Origin of the sequence: Fulverythrobacter fulvus (assembly GCF_037154085.1) — a bacterium.
Classification (GTDB): domain Bacteria; phylum Pseudomonadota; class Alphaproteobacteria; order Sphingomonadales; family Sphingomonadaceae; genus Andeanibacterium; species Andeanibacterium fulvum.
Genome location: NZ_JBANRM010000002.1, coordinates 132,371 through 151,191 on the forward strand (window position 1 = coordinate 132,371; position 18,821 = coordinate 151,191).

The 18,821-nt window shown below is 65.3% G+C and carries 13 protein-coding genes; 9 read left to right on the forward strand and 4 right to left on the reverse strand.

Going from position 1 to position 18,821, the window contains the following annotated elements:
• Window positions 1–237 precede the first annotated feature (237 nt).
• From WFP36_RS06320 to WFP36_RS06345, 6 genes are all read left to right on the forward strand, one after another.
• Entirely contained in the window at window positions 238–2,331 is a 2,094-nt protein-coding gene (locus WFP36_RS06320) for a putative bifunctional diguanylate cyclase/phosphodiesterase (RefSeq protein WP_336978909.1), read from the forward strand.
• Between the two features lie 54 nt (window positions 2,332–2,385).
• Complete coding sequence (locus tag WFP36_RS06325) at window positions 2,386–3,147, forward strand: alpha/beta fold hydrolase (RefSeq protein ID WP_336978910.1); 762 nt, start codon at window positions 2,386–2,388, stop codon at window positions 3,145–3,147.
• Window positions 3,144–3,992, forward strand: a complete 849-nt coding sequence (locus WFP36_RS06330; protein WP_336978911.1) for a tetratricopeptide repeat protein — start codon at window positions 3,144–3,146, stop codon at window positions 3,990–3,992. Before WFP36_RS06325 ends, WFP36_RS06330 begins: the two co-directional genes overlap by 4 nt.
• Window positions 3,989–4,972, forward strand: coding sequence for an LLM class flavin-dependent oxidoreductase (locus WFP36_RS06335; RefSeq protein WP_336978912.1), 984 nt, complete (start codon window positions 3,989–3,991; stop codon window positions 4,970–4,972). The genes WFP36_RS06330 and WFP36_RS06335 overlap by 4 nt, the downstream gene beginning before the upstream one ends.
• A gap of 124 nt (window positions 4,973–5,096) precedes the next feature.
• Window positions 5,097–9,848, forward strand: a complete 4,752-nt coding sequence (locus WFP36_RS06340; protein WP_336978914.1) for an NAD-glutamate dehydrogenase — start codon at window positions 5,097–5,099, stop codon at window positions 9,846–9,848.
• Between the two features lie 85 nt (window positions 9,849–9,933).
• Window positions 9,934–11,160, forward strand: coding sequence for an NAD(P)/FAD-dependent oxidoreductase (locus WFP36_RS06345; protein WP_336978916.1), 1,227 nt, complete (start codon window positions 9,934–9,936; stop codon window positions 11,158–11,160).
• Between the two features lie 51 nt (window positions 11,161–11,211).
• Here WFP36_RS06345 and gdhA read toward each other — a convergent pair whose 3' ends face one another.
• Complete coding sequence (gene gdhA / locus WFP36_RS06350; RefSeq protein ID WP_336978918.1) at window positions 11,212–12,558, reverse strand: NADP-specific glutamate dehydrogenase; 1,347 nt, start codon at window positions 12,556–12,558, stop codon at window positions 11,212–11,214.
• A gap of 110 nt (window positions 12,559–12,668) precedes the next feature.
• A complete protein-coding gene (queG, locus tag WFP36_RS06355) occupies window positions 12,669–13,742 on the reverse strand; it encodes a tRNA epoxyqueuosine(34) reductase QueG (RefSeq protein WP_336978920.1) in 1,074 nt (357 codons plus the stop codon).
• 44 nt (window positions 13,743–13,786) lie between these two features.
• On the opposite strand from queG, the gene WFP36_RS06360 reads away from it, so the two are divergent.
• From WFP36_RS06360 to msrB, 3 genes are all read left to right on the forward strand, one after another.
• The gene (locus WFP36_RS06360; RefSeq protein WP_336978921.1) at window positions 13,787–14,770 is read left to right on the forward strand and encodes an ABC transporter ATP-binding protein; all 984 of its coding nucleotides are present in this window, start codon (window positions 13,787–13,789) and stop codon (window positions 14,768–14,770) included.
• A complete protein-coding gene (locus WFP36_RS06365) occupies window positions 14,767–16,050 on the forward strand; it encodes an ABC transporter permease (protein WP_336978923.1) in 1,284 nt (427 codons plus the stop codon). Before WFP36_RS06360 ends, WFP36_RS06365 begins: the two co-directional genes overlap by 4 nt.
• Window positions 16,051–16,111: 61 nt before the next feature.
• Entirely contained in the window at window positions 16,112–16,603 is a 492-nt protein-coding gene (gene msrB / locus WFP36_RS06370) for a peptide-methionine (R)-S-oxide reductase MsrB (protein ID WP_336978924.1), read from the forward strand.
• Here the strand turns inward: msrB and WFP36_RS06375 are convergent, their stop codons facing one another.
• Window positions 16,604–18,394, reverse strand: coding sequence for a hypothetical protein (locus WFP36_RS06375; RefSeq protein ID WP_336978927.1), 1,791 nt, complete (start codon window positions 18,392–18,394; stop codon window positions 16,604–16,606).
• The gene (locus WFP36_RS06380) at window positions 18,391–18,807 is read right to left on the reverse strand and encodes a GtrA family protein (RefSeq protein WP_336978929.1); all 417 of its coding nucleotides are present in this window, start codon (window positions 18,805–18,807) and stop codon (window positions 18,391–18,393) included. Before WFP36_RS06380 ends, WFP36_RS06375 begins: the two co-directional genes overlap by 4 nt.
• Window positions 18,808–18,821: the final 14 nt, after the last annotated feature.

Below are 18,821 nucleotides of genomic sequence, written 5' to 3' on the forward strand. Positions count from 1 at the left end.
ACCGCACACCCCCGGGCGACCCGGGTGGTAGTAGTAGTCAGCGGCGTGAGGCAGTTTTGCGTCATCTCCTTGGATATAGGGAAGGTTGACGGCAAAGTCACCAAGGCAGCCGACAGGTACAGAACATTCTGCCAGGCCAGAATTTCTCAACCTTTTCCGCTTATCCCCGCACAATGTTCTTAACCTTACGGCACGGCCAGTTCTTGGCCGGATCGTGCGGGGCAAGGGGAGAACCTGATGAGGCATTTGTGGCGGATGGGCGCCGTGCGCGCATTCCGCTGGGTCTTCGGATCGCTGGAAAGGCGACTTTCCGGTGCGCTGCTTCTGATCGTGGTCGCCGCCGCGGCCTTGCAGATCGTATCCGACGAACGCGCGATTACCCTGCACGAAGAGAGCGAGGCGATGCGCATCGCTTCCGAAAACGCCGAGCACGCGGGCGAATTGATTCGCTCGGTCGCCGATTTTCACATGCAGTCCCACTTCGCCCTGATGCCGAACCAGCCGGAAAATGCCGAAGCGGACCTGACCGATACGGCCGTGCGCATCGATCAGCAGATCACTGCGCTGCGCCTGAACGGCGTGGAGATCTTCAGACTGCCGGACCACAGTTCCGCCTTTGACGATATGGGCAGGCTGGTGGCCGATATCCGCCGCGAGGCCGATCTCGACGGGCGGGATCTGGCGCTGCTGGTTTCCATCGAAGCGCGCACCGCACAGATGCAGAACCTTGCCCGCGCTATCGATAATAAGCTCGATGCGGAACGCGACCGGGCCTATGCCCGGATCAGTGCTTCCACCCATAGCTGGCACACGCAGGTCAGCGTGATCGGCATCCTGATGATGGTGCTCGCGCTGGTGATCCTGGCCGACCTGATCGCCAATATCCTGCCCGCCCTGCGGCGTATCAACCTGATCATCCGCCGCCTGGCCAGTGGCGATCTCGATGTCGAAATCGGTCACTTCAAGCTTGAGGAACTGGCAGCGCTGGCCGGTCCGCTGGAGACCTTCCGCCGCAATGCACTGGCGGTGCAGAACCTCGCCTATACCGATTCCGCCACCGGCCTGCCCAATCGCCGTTCCTTCATGGAGCTGACCTGCGCGAGACTGGATGCCGGGCCCCGCAAGGGCGAGGCCGGTCTGGCGGTGATGGTGGCCGACGTCGACAACTTCAAACACGTCAATGACGATTACGGCCATGCCTGCGGAGACCTGCTGGTGCGGCTGGCGGGCGAGCGCATGCAGGAAGTTCTGGGCCAGACAGCGATCGTCGGCCGGTCCGGCGGCGACGAATTCGTCATTTGCGCGCCATTTTACGATACGGCTTCCGCCTTCTCCATCGGCTCGCAGCTGGTCACCGCGATGCGCGAACCCTTCGACCTTGGCGGCTTCACGGTGACCGTTTCCATCTCGCTCGGCCTGGCGGAGGCGGCAGGGGAGAGCGGTGAGGCGGCAGTACACAGCTTGCTTAACCGGGCGGACCTTGCGCTCTACGCCTCCAAGAATAACGGCCGCAACCGTGCCTCCTGCTACACGAGGGCGCTGGAGAACGAGCGCGAGGCCGATCGCGGGCTGGAGCGCGAACTCGCCTCGGCCTTCGAACGCAGCCAGCTGCGGATGGTCTACCAGCCGATCCATTCCAATGTGGAGCGCGAGGACGAGGTAGAGGCGCTGGTCCGCTGGACGCATCCCCAGCTGGGCGAAATCTCCCCCTCGCGCTTCATTCCCGCAGCAGAGCGATCCAACCAGATCGTGCGCCTGGGCAGCTGGATCATCGAACGCTCGCTGGCCGACCTTGCAGGGTGGCAGGGCCTTTCCATGAGCCTCAACATCTCTTCGCTGCAGTTGCAGCAGGACGGGTTCGTCGGCTTCCTGATGCGCTGCTGCCGCAAGCACAACATCACGCCTCGCCGGGTGATTCTGGAAGTGACCGAATCGCTTTCCATCGAACGCAACACCCGCGCGCTGATGACACTGAACCTGCTGCGCAACGCAGGCTTTCGCATCGCGCTCGACGATTTCGGCACCGGTTATTCCTCGCTCTGCCTGATGAAGACCTTCAAGTTCGACCGGCTGAAGCTGGACCGCAGCCTGATCGCCGATCTGGGCAAGGACCCCACTTCGCAGGCCGTGTTCGACGCGGCAGTGACCATGGCGCTCAAGATCGGCGCCGAAGTGGTGGCCGAAGGGATCAGCGACGAGGAACTGGTGGAACCGGTCCGCCGTGCCGGCTGCACCCATATGCAAGGCTTCCATTACAGCCGCCCGATCGAGGCGCATGAAGTGCCCCCCTATTTCGCCCGCATGCATGAGGAACGCCGCCGGGTGGCGTGATCGACCCGCTCGGCCCCTTGCCGTTTGCGAGCGGCCGGACCACATTGCACCGCGATGAGCGAGACGCGCTTCCACACCCTGCCCGATGGCCAGCGGATTGCCTTCCGCAAGACCGAAGGGGACCAGACAGAAAGGGTAGGGCCCACGCTGGTCTTCCTGCCCGGCTATATGTCCGACATGGCGGGCAGCAAGGCGACTGCGCTGTTCGACTGGGCAATTGCCCAAGGGCGCACCTGCCTGCTGCTCGACTATTCCGGCTGCGGCGAGAGCGAGGGCGCATTTTCGGACGGCACGCTCACTCGTTGGCGGGACGAGGTGCTGGCCCTGATCGAAGCGCAGACGCAGGGCCCCGTGGTGCTGGTCGGCTCCTCCATGGGTGGGTGGTTGATGCTGCTTTGCGGGCTGGAACTCGGCTCCCGGCTGGCGGGCCTGGTCGGCATCGCCGCGGCACCGGATTTCACCCAATGGGGATATGATCCCGACCAGAAAGCCCTCCTGGCCGCAGGCGAGACCCTTCTGGAAGACAATCCCTACGGCCCCGAACCTACGCCGACCCATGCCCGCTTCTGGCGGGACGGGCAGGCCTTTTTGCTGCTGGATCAGGAGATCGCGCTCGATTGCCCCGTCCGCCTGCTCCACGGACAGGCGGACGAGGACGTGCCCTGGACTATCGCGCTTCAGCTGGCGGAGTGCCTGCGTTCAGACGATGTGCAGGTGGTGCTGGTCAAGGACGGCGATCATCGCCTCTCGCGCGAGGCGGACATCGCCCTGCTGCTGCGAACCGTCGACGCGCTCAGCCGGAACATCGCCTCATGATCGCTGCCGCCTTTCTCATTCCCCTGCTCGCCCAGGCCGCCGCGCCCGACATGGCCGGGTTCGAAGCTTACCGGATGCCCTCCACCCTGGAGCAGGACCGGCTGACCTACTGCCTCGATCAGGCAGCAAGCGATCCTTCCACTGCAATTGCAGCCGCCAGCAGCTGGCTCGATCAATCGTCAGGCGCGGAACGCAGCTTCCCCGGGCAATGTCTCGGCATGGCCTATATCAGCCTGCTGCGCTGGCGGGCGGCCGAGGCCGCGTTCCTTGCGGCGCGCGGCGAAGTTCCGGAAGCCACTGCCGGCCATCGCGCCAGGCTGGCCGCGATGGCCGGCAATGCCGCTTTTGCCGATGGTCGATACGAGAATGCACTGGTCGATCTCGGGCTGGCGGCGGGAGATGCCGCCGCGGCCAGCGACACGACACTGGCAGGCGAGATCCAGATCGACCGCGCCCGCGCGCTCGTCGCCCTTGGCCGAACAGACGATGCAGGAACCGCGCTTGCCGACGCCCGGCGCGATGCCCCGCAGAACGCCGAAGGCTGGCTGCTTTCCGCGACCCTCTCCCGGCGGGGTGGCGATCTGGACAGCGCCCAGGCGCATATCGTCACGGCCGCAGCGCTCGACCCCCGCAATCCCGCGATCGGGCTGGAGGCAGGCGTGATTGCTGCCCTGTCCGGCCGCGACGCTGCGGCACGCAAGAGCTGGCAATCGGTCATCGAGACCTCGCCCGACAGCCCCGAAGCTCAGACGGCGCGCGGCTATCTCGCACAACTGGACGAAGCGCCCGCCCCTGCGCCAGCCGCAACGGGCGCGGAAACAGGCAATGAAGGAACCGGCGGATGATCCCTCTTTCCGTCCTCGACCTCGTCCCCATCCGCGAAGGCGGCGACGTGTCCGAGGCACTGGCCCAGGCCGCCCGTTATGCGCAGGCGGCGGAAGCAGCAGGCTACAAGCGTTTCTGGGTGGCAGAGCATCATGCGACCGAGGGCGTCGCGGGCGGGGCGGCATCGGTGGTGCTGGCCCATATCGGCCATGCGACGAAGACCATCCGCATCGGATCGGGCGGGATCATGCTGCCCAACCACAACCCCTTCGTGATCGCGGAGCAGTTCGGCACGCTCGATGCGCTGTTTCCCGGCCGGGTCGATCTCGGGCTCGGCCGCGCACCCGGTGCGGGCGGCCGGATTGCCCAGGCCCTGCGCAAGGACCTGATGGCCGCCGCCGAGAATTTCCCGCAGGACGTGGTGGAACTGCGCGCGCTGCTGACCGGCGACCTCGATCTGCCGATCCGCGCCACACCCGGCTTTGGCGCGAAGGTGCAATTGTGGATGCTGGGATCGAGCCTGTTCGGCGCCCAGCTCGCCGCCCATCTGGGCCTGCCCTATGCCTTTGCCAGCCATTTCGCACCGGATCATCTGGATGAGGCACTGGCCATCTATCGCCGCAATTTCCGCCCCTCGCCTACGCTGGAACGGCCCTACGCCATGGCCGCTATGACCGTGATCGCGGCGGAGACCGATGCCGACGCAGAACTGCTCGCCTCTTCGCAGGACCAGTCCTTCGTGCGGCTGCGCAGCGGCGATCCGGGCAAGCTGCCTCCGCCCGTGCCGGGCTATCGCGCCACCCTGCCCCCGCAGGCACTGGCGATGCTGGAACATATGGGTTCCGCGCGGGCCGTGGGCGGCCGTGCCACGGTGCGTGAGGCGATCATGCGCTTCGCCGAACGCACCCAGGCCGACGAGCTTATCCTGTCCGGTGCAACCTACGATCCTGCCGCCCGCTGCCGCTCGCTGGAAATCACCATGGAGGCCCTCAAGGAATAGCTGGGGGCATGCGCCGCATTGCCTTGAACAGCTGGGGGTGCGGGGCTAGGGTAGGATCAAATGATACCAAATGCCGTAAGATAATTTCCTGCCGGTGAAAGTCCGGCACCGAGAGGAGCAAGCGATGGCCCCGTCGCGTTCGAAGGCAAAGACCAAGCATTCAAGAGCCGCCAGCCCCAACTCCCAATCCGGAGGATCGACTAAGGACCCGCTGGCCGGAGCCATTGCCCGGGCGCTTGCTGAATCGGTCCTTCCCGGCGACACGCCATTGGGTGAGGACAGGCTGAACGAAGCCGCCGCGTTCCTCCTCGAAACCGCCCGGCAACGCACGCCCGAAAAGCCAGCCATTGCCATCCGGTCCGGCGCGGATGGGCATCGCTACATGGGCATTGCCGTCGTCAATGACGACATGCCCTTCCTCGTCGATTCCGTGGCCGCGGCCATCGCCGCACAGGGCCTTGCGATCGACCAGCTGATCCATCCGGTGATGACTGTACAGCGCGGGGAAGACGGGCAGCTTCTCGCCTATCCCGATGATGAAGCCGCCGGGCAACGCGAATCGCTGATCTATGTCGAAACCACCCGGATCGATGCCCGCCAGCGCCGAATTCTGACCGATGCGCTGGAAGACACGCTCGCCGACGTTCGCGTCGCCGTGGCCGACTGGCCCCGGATGCAGGCGGCAATCCAGGCCGATGCGGAAAAGCTGGCCGATGAAGAGGGCGCGGAACTGCTGCGCTGGCTGGGCAGCGGCATGCTGACGCAGCTCGGCCATGTCACTCGCCGGCGCGATGGCAGCAATTCGGCCCTGCTGGGCATCTGCCGCCGCTCGGCCCGCGCGATTCTGGCCGATGCCAGCTATGATCGCGCCTTTGCCTGGTTCGACGAGGCGAATACGGCCGGCACCATCCGCGCGCCCCTGGTGGTGAAGGCCAACCGCCTCGCCCGTGTCCATCGCAACGTGCCGCTGGACCTGTTCATCGTGCCAGTGATCGAAAACGGCAAGGTCGAGGCGCTGTCCGTCCATGCCGGCATCTGGACCAGCGCCGCGCTGGGCGCCGCGCCTGACAGCGTTCCGCGCCTGCGCCTGCAGATGGAGCGCCTGCTCGAACGGCTGCATTTCGAACCCAACGATCATGACGGCAAGAGTCTGGCCCACGCTTTCGCCACCCTGCCGCATGACGTGGTGATCGGCTTTTCCGACGAGGCAGTCGAACGCGTCATCACCACCATGATGGCGCTGGTGGACCGCCCGCGCCCCCGCGTGGCCATCGTGCCCGCTGCGCTGGAAAGGCATCTGTTCGCCTTCGTCTGGTTCCCGCGCGACATGCTCTCCACCTCGGTACGGCTGCGCATCCAGTCCATGCTGGAAGCCGAAACCGGGGGCGACGTGCTCGACTGGAGCCTTTCGGTCGAAGGCGGCAATCTCGTCACCCTGCGCGTGCTGCTCGATATTCGCGACAGTTCGGCCACCCTGCCTGAAGAAACCCAACTCGACGCGCGGCTGCAGGCCATGCTGCGCGGCTGGGCCGAGGCAGTGGAGAACGAACTTGCGCAGTTCGAGGAACCCGGCCGCGCCGCCGCCCTCGCCGCCCGCTATGCCGATACTTTCCCTCCTGCCTACCACGCGGATTACGGCCCGGCCGAGGCCGCGCGCGATATTCTGCGCCTGCGCGCGCTGCAGAATGCCGAGCCGCCCAGCGCCGAAGGCCGCAGCGCCCGGCTCTATCGCCGGGAAGAGGATGACAATTCGCGCCTGCGCCTGAAAATCTATCAGCTGGGCGGATCGCTGCCCTTGTCCGATGCCGTCCCGGCGCTGGAGAATTTCGGCTTCCGCGTTCTGTCTGAAGTGCCGACCTCTCTTGAAGGCGGCCGGCTGGCCACGATCCACGACTTTACCCTTGCCCTGTCCAAGGGCGGCGAGGCCGAGCACATCATCGCCCGCGCCGACGCGGTGGAGGGGGCAATTTCCGCCGTCCTGAATGGCGGAGCGGAAAACGATGTATTCAACCGCCTCACCGTGGGCGTGGCGCTGTCTGCCCGCGATGCCGATTTGTTGCGCGCCTTCTACCGTTACCTGCGGCAGGCTGGGGTCAGCTACACGATCTACACAGTGGTCGACGCGCTGGACCGCGCGCCAGATGTCACTCACGCCCTGATCGCCCTGTTCGAAGCGCAGCACGATCCTGCCTTCAAGGGCAATCGCGACAAGGCCATCGCCGCCGCCGAGGATGCGATCCGCGAAGGCCTGGCCAAGGTCGAGGCGATCAATGACGACCGCCTGCTGCGGCTCTACCATTCCGTGCTGGACGCGGTCCTGCGCACCAACGCCTTCGGCCCTGCAGGGAACGAGGCGCTGGCATTCAAGCTCGATTCCGCACTGGTTCCCGGCCTGCCCCGGCCCGTGCCATGGCGCGAGATCTGGGTCTATTCGCGCCGGCTGGAGGGCATCCACCTGCGCGCAGGGCCAGTCGCGCGCGGCGGTATCCGCTGGTCTGACCGGCGGGACGACTTCCGCACGGAAATCCTCGGCCTGATGAAGGCCCAGCGCGTGAAGAACGCCGTGATCGTGCCCACCGGGGCCAAGGGCGGCTTCTATCCCAAACAATTGCCCGATCCGCGCCGGGACCGCGACGCATGGGCGGCGGAAGGCAAGGCGAGCTACCAGACCTTCATCCGCAGCCTGCTGTCGTTGACCGACAACATCGTGAACGACAAGGTCGTCCACCCAGCAGGCGTGGTGGTGCGCGACGGGGACGATCCCTATTTCGTCGTCGCGGCGGACAAGGGCACTGCGACTTTCTCCGACACGGCCAATGCGCTGGCCGAAGAGCGCGATTTCTGGCTGGACGATGCCTTCGCCAGCGGCGGCAGCCATGGCTATGACCACAAGGCCATGGGCATCACCGCGCGCGGTGCTTGGCTTTCCGTCCAGCGGCACTTCCTGGAACTGGGCGTGGACGTTCAGGAAGAGCCGGTGCGCGTGGTAGGCTGCGGCGACATGTCGGGCGATGTGTTCGGCAATGGCATGCTGCTGTCCAAGTCGATCAAGCTGGTTGCTGCATTCGACCATCGGCACATCTTCATCGACCCCGATCCCGATCCGGCGAAGAGCTGGAAGGAACGCAAGCGCATGTTCGGCCTGCCGCGTTCAAGCTGGGACGATTACGACAAGGGGCTGATCTCCAGGGGTGGCGGCGTGTTCCCGCGTGGGATGAAGAGCATCCCCCTCTCGCCCGAAGCGCGCGAGGCGCTGGGGATCAAGGCGGGCGAGATCGATCCTGAGAGCCTGATTTCGGCAATCCTCAAGGCCCCGGTGGACCTGTTGTGGTTCGGCGGCATCGGCACTTATGTGAAGGCTTCGAGCGAGAACAACGTGGCAGTGGGCGATCCGGCCAACGACACGCTGCGCGTCGACGGGCGGGACATCCGTGCCCGGGTTGTGGGCGAAGGCGCCAATCTGGGCTGCACCCAGGCGGGCCGCATCGAATTTGCCCTGCGCGGCAATGGCGGAACCGGCGGCCGGATCAACACCGACTTCATCGACAATTCCGCCGGGGTCGATTGTTCCGACAATGAAGTGAACATCAAGATCGCCTTCGCTGCCGCCAGACGAGCGGGCAAGCTGGGCGAGGCAAGGCGCGACGTGCTGCTGGCCGAGATGACCGACGAGGTCGCTGCCATCGTACTGGAAGATAACCGGTTGCAAGCGCTGGGCCTGTCCATCGCGCAGGCAGGCGGGGCGGCGGCCATGCCGTCCTACCTCAGGGTGATCGACAAGCTGGAAGAACTCGGCCAGCTCGACCGGAAGACCGAGGGATTGGCCGACAACGAGACGCTGGCCCGCCGCGCGGCGGACGGGCGGGGGCTGACCCGGCCCGAACTGGCGGTGCTTCTCTCCAGCTGCAAGCTGGCCCTGCAAAGCGCGATCGAGCAGAGCGTGCTGGCCGATGACGAATTGCTGGAACCCACACTGATCGCAGCCTTCCCCGGGCCGATGCAGGACAAGTTCCGCAAGCAGATCCTGGGCCACCGCCTGCGGCGGGAAATCATCGCGACGAAGCTGGCCAATCGCATCGTGAATCGCATGGGGCTGATCCATCCCTTCGAATTGGCCGAGGAAGAAGGTGCCCCGCTGGAACAGGTGGCTGCCGCCTTTGCCTGTGCCGAGGCCCTGTTCGGCATGGGCGCGATCTGGAAACGGATCGAAACCGCCCCCATGCCCGAAGGCGCGCGGCTGAAACTGTTCGACCGCGCCGCCGCCGCGCTGACCGACCACATGGCCGATCTGCTGCGGGCCGGGAAGGGATCGCTGCGCCCTTCGAAGCTGGTGGACGAACTGGGCAAGGGCGTCAGCGCCCTGTCCGGCGCGGCGGACAGGCTGCTTGCCGCCGAAGCACGCACTCAGTCCGAACGGATGCGCAATGCCTTTATCGAGGCGGGCGCCCCGCAGAAGGAAGCCGCGTCGGTTGCCCACCTCTACGATCTGGATGGAGCGATCGGCCTTGCGCTGCTGGCACGCGGCAGCGGCACTGATACGCTGGAACTGACCAGGGCCTTCATCGATCTGGGCGCCAGGCTGGGGCTCGACTGGGCCCAGCAGACTGCCGCGCGGATGAGCCCGTCCGACCCGTGGGAGCGCCTGCTGGTCAACGGCCTTGCGCGTGATTTCCAGCATATGCGGCTGGAATTCCTGCGGCGGGTGATGGGCCGCAAGACGGGCCCGGTGGCGGCGGTGGAAAGCTGGGTGCAGGCACAGGAACCTGCCATCGCCCAGTTCCGCAACGCCGTGGCCCGTGCCCGTGCCGCCGTGCCCGCTACCCCCGCCATGCTCGCCCAGATCGCCAGCCAGGGAAGGAACCTCCTCGCCCGCTGATTTCGCCACGCCCCGGCGCTTGCACAAAACAATGTGCGCCGGGGGCACTTGAGGCCAAGCCTGCGAATATGCGAAGGGCCGGATCATGGCATATGACGTAATCATTGTGGGCACGGGCCACGGCGGGGCACAGGCGGCAATCGCACTGCGCCAGCAGGGCTTCGAAGGATCGATCCTGATGCTGGGGCGCGACAGCCAGCCCCCCTATGAGCGGCCGCCTCTGTCCAAGGAATATCTCTCGCGCGAGAAGCCGCTCGAACGCATCCTGATCCGCCCGCCGCATTTCTGGGGCGACAAGAATGTCGAACTGAAACTGGGCGCCGCGGTAACCGAAGTCGATCCCGCCGCGCATGAGGTGGTGCTCGGCGACGGGACCCGGCTCGGTTACGGTTCGCTGATCTGGGCCGCAGGCGGCGATCCGCGTCGCCTCTCCTGCCCCGGCGCGGATCTTGCCGGCATCCATTATGTGCGCGACCTTGCCGATGCCGACGCGATGATGGCCGAGCTCGATGGCGGGGCCAAGCGCGTTGCCGTGATCGGCGGCGGCTATATCGGGCTGGAAGCGGCCGCCGTGCTCACCAAGTTCGGTTGCGAAGTCACGCTGCTCGAAGCCCTGCCCCGCGTGCTGGCGCGCGTGGCGGGCGAGGACCTCTCGCGCTTCTACGAAGCCGAGCATCGCGCCCACGGCGTGGACCTGCGCACCGAGACCATGGTCGAGGCTATCGAGGGCGACGGCACTCGCGTAACCGGCGTGAAGCTGGCCAGCGGCGAAGTCGTTCCCGCCGAGATGGTTGTGGTAGGCATCGGCATCGTGCCCGCGGTCGGCCCGCTGATCGCGGCAGGGGCAGCGGGCGGCAATGGCGTGGATGTGGACGAATTCTGCCGCACTGCGCTGGATGACGTCTATGCCATTGGCGATTGCGCAGCGCATGCGAACGGGTTTGCAGGCGGGGCGGTGATCCGGCTGGAAAGCGTGCAGAACGCCAATGACATGGCGACCACGGCGGCCAGGGCGATCTGCGGCGATCCGCAGCCCTATCACGCGCTGCCCTGGTTCTGGTCCAACCAGTACGATCTCAAGCTGCAGACCGCCGGGCTCAGCCTGGGACACGATACCACTGTGCTGCGCGGCGATCCGGCCACACGCAGCTTCAGCGTGGTCTATCTCAAGGACGGGAAGATCATCGCGCTCGACTGCGTCAATGCGATGAAGGACTATGTCCAGGGCCGCAAGCTGGTGGAAGCCGGCGCTAAGATCGCCCCCGAAATGCTGATGGATACGAGCGTTCAGCTCAAGGAAATGGGCAACTGAAGGAAATGGCCGGCTGAAGCCTGACGGCGGCCGGCCACTCCTTGATCGACGTCAGATCACGCCGAAGGCCTGCATCGCTTCGGCAACGCGCACGAAGCCGGCCACGTTGGCGCCAAGCACGTAATCGCCCGGCACGCCGTATTCCTCGGCCGTAGCAGCGCAGCGATCGTGAATGTCCTGCATGATCCCGGCGAGGCGTTCCTCGGTCTGCTCGAATGTCCAGCTGTCGCGCGATGCGTTCTGCTGCATTTCGAGGGCAGACGTCGCCACTCCGCCGGCATTCGCCGCCTTGCCCGGCGCGAACAGCACGCCCGCTTCCTGAAACAACCGCACGGCTTCCGGAGTGGAAGGCATGTTTGCCCCTTCGCCCACTGCAGTCACGCCATTCCTGATAAGCGTCCCGGCATCCTTGCCGGTCAGTTCGTTCTGGGTTGCAGACGGCATGGCGACATCGCAGGGCACATCCCAGATCGAGCCCTTCTCGATATAATGCGTGCCTGACTTCAGGTCGGCATATTCGGAAATGCGGCCACGGCGGACTTCCTTGATCTCCTTCACCAGCTCGAGATCGATCCCGTCCTCATCCACGATGTATCCGTTGGAATCAGAACAGGCGACGACCTTACCGCCGAACTCGCGAATCTTCTCGATCGTGTAGATCGCGACATTGCCGGAGCCGGAAACCACGGCGCGCTTGCCATCGAAGCCCTCCCCGCGGGTGCCCAGCATACGGTTCACGAAATAGACCGCGCCATAGCCGGTCGCTTCGCGCCGCGCGCGCGAGCCGCCATAGACCAGTCCCTTGCCGGTCAGCACGCCGGCCTCATAGCGGTTGGTCAGGCGCTTATACTGGCCGAACAGGAAGCCGATCTCCCGCGCGCCAACGCCGATGTCGCCAGCTGGCACGTCGGTATATTCGCCCAGATGGCGATACATCTCGGTCATGAAGGACTGGCAGAAGCGCATGATTTCCCCGTCGGAGCGCCCGCGCGGGTTGAAATCCGACCCGCCCTTGCCGCCGCCGATCGGCAGGCCGGTGAGGGCGTTCTTGAAGATCTGCTCGAAGCCCAGGAACTTGATGATCCCGACATTCACCGAAGGGTGAAACCGCAACCCGCCCTTGTAGGGGCCAAGGGCGGAATTGAACTGCACGCGAAAACCGCGGTTGATCTGCACCTGTCCGGCATCGTCCACCCAGGGCACGCGGAAAATGATCTGCCGTTCGGGTTCGCAGATTCGTTCGATCAGGGCGTGGTCGGCATACTCAGGATGCTTGGCGATCACCCGCCCCAGGCTTTCCAGCACTTCCTGCACTGCCTGCAGGAACTCTCCTTCGCCTGCGTTCCTTCGCAGCACATCGTCGAGGATGGGCTGCAGTTTCTCATCAATCTTGGTCAAAAGTTCCTCCTTGGGTGCCAGTTTTCTGGCTGAGTCCCCGGTGGCCCAAATGCGTGCGAAGGTCAAAGCACCCAGAGGAAGGAAGCAAATCGGCGGGAAGGAAAAGCGTATCAGCCGCTAGAGTCGGCAAGTTCCTGCAACGCCCAGCTTGCAGCTTCGGCGACAACCGGATCGGCATCGCCGGTCAGGTCCCGCACCTGCGCGACGAGGGCCTGGTTGCCGCTGTTCCCGGCGGCGATCAGGCAATTGCGCACGAAGCGGTTGCGGCCGATGCGCTTGATCGGGCTGCCCGAGAATTTCGCGCGGAACGCGGCATCGTCCAGCGCCAGCAAATCTTCCAGCCGTGGCTCCACCAATTCCTCTCGCGGGAGGAAGGCGGCGTGACGCGCTGCCTGATCCGCAAACTTGTTCCACGGGCACACGGCCAGGCAATCGTCGCAGCCATAGATGCGATTACCGATCGCCTTGCGGAATTCCGGCGGGATCGGGCCCTTATGCTCGATGGTCAGATAGGAAATACAGCGCCGCGCATCGAGCCGGTAGGGCGCAGGGAAGGCCTGGGTCGGGCAAGCATCCTGGCAGGCAGTGCAGCTGCCGCAGCGATTGGAATGGGGCTCGTCCGGCGCGAAGGGCACGGTAGTGTAGATCGCGCCAAGGAACAGCCAGCTGCCATGCGCGCGGCTGACCAGATTGGTGTGCTTGCCCTGCCAGCCCAACCCCGCCGCTTCGCCCAGCGGCTTTTCCATCACCGGCGCGGTATCGACAAAGACCTTGAGCTGCGCCTCCAGCCCCATCTTCTCCGCCTCGGCCACCAGCCAGCGGGCAAGCGCCTTCAGCGCCTTCTTCACTACGTCGTGATAGTCGCGACCCTGCGCATAGACGGAAATGCGCGCCTTCTCGGCATCGCCTTCCAGCGCCAGGGGATCGTGCGGCGGGGCATAGGACATGCCCAGCGCGATCACGCTCTGCGCCCCCGGCCACATGCTTTGCGGGCCCCGGCGAACATCGGCCCGGTCCGCCATCCATTCCATCTCACCGTGAAAGCCCGCCGCCAGCCACTCGTCCAGCCGTGCTGCCCGTTGCGGATCATCCGCCGCGGGCGCGAAGCCGATGGCGGCAAAGCCCAGCCGCTTCGCTTCCGCCACAAGCTGCCCCTTGAATGCATCGAGGCTGGAATTAACCAAGTTCGCTGTTGCTCCTGTTCACAGGCGGGAGTTAACTCGCGCCTATGCAGACCGAGCTAGGCGATCCCCAACCGGCGGACAACCATACAAGGCCGCTGGCGATCGAAGCCCGCGGCCTCGTGAAACGTTTCGACGGCACACTGGCGGTGGACGGAGTGGATATCTCCGTTCCCGAAGGCGCGATCTACGGCATTCTCGGCCCGAACGGCGCAGGCAAGACCACTACTTTGCGCATGCTGCTGGGCATTATCGATCCCGACGAAGGCACCCGCCGCGTCTTGGGGCATGAGCGCCCGCACGATGTCGCGCGGCTGATCGGCTATCTGCCGGAAGAACGCGGGCTCTATCCGTCCATGAAAGCCTATGAGGCGATTGCCTTCATGGGCGCCCTGCGCGGCGTACCGCTGAAGGAAGGGCGCGAGCGAGGACGTGAATTGCTGGAAGGCCACGGATTAGGCCACGCGGCGGATCGGCAGATCCGCCAGCTGTCCAAGGGCATGGCGCAGACGGTGCAATTGCTGGGCACTTTGGTCCACAAACCGAAGCTGGTGGTGCTGGACGAGCCCTTTTCCGGCCTCGATGCGCTCAATCAGGGCAAGCTGGAACAGATGATCCGCCGCCTTGCCGAAGAAGGCACCACGGTGATCTTCTCCACTCATGTGATCGCCCATGCGGAGCGTCTGTGCGAGCAGATCGCGATCATCGCGGGTGGCAAGGTGCCCTTCGCCGGGCGCGTGGACGAGGCACGGGATCGCATCCCGGCACAGGTGCGGCTGGAAACTGCCCATGCGGATGGCCCCTGGCGCGCGGCCCTGCCGGCCAAGGCCCGCCATGAAGGCGCCTACTGGTATTTCGACTTGCCCGATACCGGGATCGAGCCCTTGCTGCGCGCGCTGATCGAAGGGGAAGCGGGCATTCTCTCGCTCTCCATCGAACGCGCGGGCCTGCATGATGCTTTCGTCGCCATCGCAGGCGAAGCGGCGGCGCGCGCACTGGAAGCATCCCCGGAAGAGGAGGGCGCCCGATGAACATTTCCGGCAGCACCGCAGGGCGCCTGTCGATCTGGCAGGCCGCCTTCGTCGTCGCCCGGCGCGATTTCGTCGCAATCCTGTTCAGCCGCGCCTTCATCTTCTTCCTGCTAGGCCCGCTGTTCCCTCTGATCGTAGGCGGTCTTGCCGGCGGAATCGGGGAACAGGTGCAGCAGGAAGCCGCTCGGCCGGAAATCGGCGTCGCGATGGAAGGCGCAGATGTCGACCGGATGCTCGCCGCCTATGAGGAACTGGCGCCGAAAATCGGCCCGGCCATTCCCCGCATGGTGGAACTGAAGCGGCTGGCCCCGGGCGAGACATTCGACGCGCGGGCCCTGCTGGAAGAGGCGAAGGGCGACATGGCGGGCATTGTCACCGGCACGCCTGCCACGCCTGAACTTACCGCCACGCAGGAACGGTTGGACTGGTGGCAGGGCCCGGTCGGGCTGATTGCCGCGCAGGCACTGAAAAGTGCGCCGACCGAATTCCCTCCCGTCAAGCTCACCAGCGTTGCCACCAGCGGCGCGCGGGAAAAGCAGGGCCGGATGGCAACCGCACAGGTAGGCCAGACCGTGCTGTTCCTGCTGATCATGCTGCTGGCCGGGATGGTGCTTTCCAACCTGGTGGAGGAAAAGGCCAACAAGATCATCGAGGTGCTGGCCGCCGCAATCCCGATGGACGCGGTGTTCCTGGGCAAGCTGTTCGCCATGCTGGCCGTGTCGCTGGTAGGCATCGCGGTGTGGGCCACTGTCATCGGCGGCCTTGTCGGCCTTGCGGGAATGCAGGAGACCCTGCCCGGCGGGTGGAACCTGCAAGATCTGCCGACCCCGGGCGTGGGTTGGCCGCTCTTCTTCCTGTTTGGCGTGATCTATTTCTCGATGGGCTACCTGCTGCTCGGCTCCATCTTCCTGGCGATCGGTTCGATGGCGGCAACGGTGCGCGAAGTGCAGACTCTGTCCATGCCGGTAACGATGCTGCAGGTGCTGGTGTTCTTCTTTTCCGCCTATGCGCTGACGCAAACCGGCAAGCCGATGGAACTGGCTGCAATCGCCTTCCCGCTGAGCTCCCCCTTCGCCATGCTCGCCCGCGCAGCGACAGACGATACGCTGTGGCCGCATGTCGCCGCGCTCGCCTGGCAGGCCGTGGCCGTGGCGATCTTCGTCCGGGTGGGCTCGGCCCTGTTCCGCAAGCGGGTGATGAAATCGGGCCCGCAACACGGTGGCAAGGCGCGTCGCGGGCTGCTGGCGATCGTCAAGGGACGGGCGACACCCGCCGGATAGACGCAACCCTTTCGCCATTCGCGCGTTGGCGTGATAGGATAAGTGAAGACTGGAGAGGCACATGAAACAGCATCTCACCTCATCGCGCAGGACGCTGCTCGGCTGGTTCGGCAGTGCCGTTTCGCTCACCGCCCTGTCGGGCGCCGCCCCGGCTTTTGCCGCCGGCTATCGCGTGACGCGCACGGATGCCGAATGGCGCAAGCTGCTGGACCGACAGGCCTATGACGTGCTGCGCCACGAAGCGACCGAACGGCCCTTCACCTCGCCGCTCAACAAGGAACATCGCAAGGGCACCTTCCTGTGCAAGGGCTGCGACAACGAGCTGTATTCGAGCGAAACGAAATTCGAGAGCGGGACCGGCTGGCCCAGCTTCTGGAGACCGCTGCCCGGCGCGATCGGCACGTCGACCGACAACAAGATCGGCTATCCGCGTACCGAAGTGCATTGCGCCGATTGCGGCGGCCATCTGGGCCACGTGTTCCGCGACGGGCCGAAGCCCACCGGCCTGCGTTACTGCATGAACGGCGCGGCGATGAAGTTCAGGCCTGCCTGATCAGCGGACCACTTCCCACAGCATGATCGACGGCGGCGCGCCGATCCTCACCGGCCGCAGCCAGGCGGGAGTCTGCCCATGGATCAATTGCGCGGCGAAACCATCGGGCCATTTGCGCGCCAGCATATAGGTTTCGCTCATCGCCGTGCACAGCATGACATAGCGCACGCCATGCGCCGCGGCGATCCGGTGTGCTTGCTCCTGGGAGCCGGTCATTGCCGCTACCACATCGCGCATCGCCTCCGCACCCCGGTGATGACCGGTAGCCACGACACTGTGCGGCGTGCTTTCGACGATGGATGGGCTGATATCGAGCGGGGCAAGCACTGTCCCGGGCGCAAGGCGCGCGAATTGGGCGCGGTAGTCGTGAATCGGGCAGGTGGCATCGTCCGGAATGGCAATGGTGGCATTGCCCGCCACGCGGATTTCCGGCCTATGCTCGGGCAGAAGCATATGCGCGACCTTCACCGGAATACCGGGAACCAGCACCAAGCTTACCGCAGCAGCAGCAAGCAGCTTTGCCCCGCTACCGGGTGCCTCGCGCATCCAGGCCATCAGGCGCGATGCAAGCCATCCCACCGGAACCGCTGCCAGAGCCCCGGCAAAGGCGAGCGAGCGCCATACCGCCAGCCCGGTGAGATAACATGCCGCAGTGATCAGCAGATATTCGCACCACCAGATGCGCGTCTCGCCCGAAGTACCGCGAATGAGCAGGCCAAGTGCAGCCAGCGCAACCAGCCCCGGAAGCGGCGCTTCGATCGCGCGATACCACGGGAGTTCCCATACCGGCCGACCTTCCAGCACATTCATGTACCAGAATTCACGCACCAGCGGATCAAGGCTACCGAAGGGCCCGGCAAGGCATTGCGGCGCCATGGCGAGATAGGTTCCCGCCCCGGCGGCTCCCACCAGACCAAGCAGGAGGAATGTCGTCAAACCGGCACGAGGCCAGAGCAATGCGACAACGATACCGCCAGCGGTCAGCACCGCGAAGGTGGCAAGATGGAGTGGCGAGATCGCATCGCAATGGATCGCGTTTTCGACAAACCCGTGGGTGGCCAGATAGAGCAGCGCCAGTCCGCCGGTAAGCGCCGCCATGAAGCGCACGAAGCCCCAGCGCGCCTGTGCATCGCGCAACCAGCGTAGCGCGAAGACCGCCCCGAAAGCAGCGGCGATGGGCAGCAATTCGAGCGAGATCGTCAGCCCTGCGGCAAGAGCAAGCCCAGCCAAAATCGGCCCGTGGCGCTCACGCCCAGGCATGAGGCCCAACATCGCGAGGACTGCAGTGAAAATCTGCCAGCCATGATGGTCGATCCGCAAGGGCTGGAGCTGGGCGGCCAACAAGGGGGAAAGCCCGATGGCAAGGCAGCAATAGGGCAGCACCTCTCGCCCCAGCGATTGCAGCGCAATGCGTGCCACTACCAGCATCAGCGCCCCGGTCGTGATCATCGGGACGAGGATCAGCGCCGCATTCTCGGCCCCTTCCCTGCCCAGCAGCGGCGAAAGCAGGGCAACGATCAGCGCGATCGGCAGATCGACGATCCGCGACCAGTGCATCAGCACCCCGGCGGGAGGATCGATCCGATACTGGTGCAGATCGAACCAGCCCTGCCCGGCCATGAGATCGCGCACCTCGACAAGGCGCAAAGTATCGTCGGGATCGGGAAACACGCGCCCAACCACATTGGCGGCACCGACCGCCAGCAGAATGAGGCAGAGGACCAGCCAGAGCAGGCCGATGCGCAGCCAGGGCATCGGCACGCCCTCGCGGGCGACAGCCGGAATGGTCATCCGGCGATCTTCCGGCGAAACACCACCTTGCTGCGCAGCAGCCAGGTAAGCGTGAAGCTCGCCCCGACCGCCACGATCTTTGCCAGACGCGGATCGATGCCTGCATGGTGGCCAAGGCCGACGATCAGCGTGGTAAGTCCCAGTCCCAGCAAGGCAGAGACAAGAAACAGTGCTTTCTGCTTGGTCCGCCCGATACCGCGCCGAGCGACCGTATCGTGGAACACCGTCCGGCTGGAAAGCAGCCAATGGGCAAGAATACCAAGGCTGTAGCTCGCCGCCGAAGCGGGAGCGGGCATGGCCCCGAGGGAAAGCAGCGCAAGAAAACTGCCCATGTCCACCGCCAGAGCGCCGACACTGGCCAGCAGATAGCGGACCAGCCGGATGTCGCGGAAACGGGCAAGAGTGGCAATCACGTCATGCTCTCCGA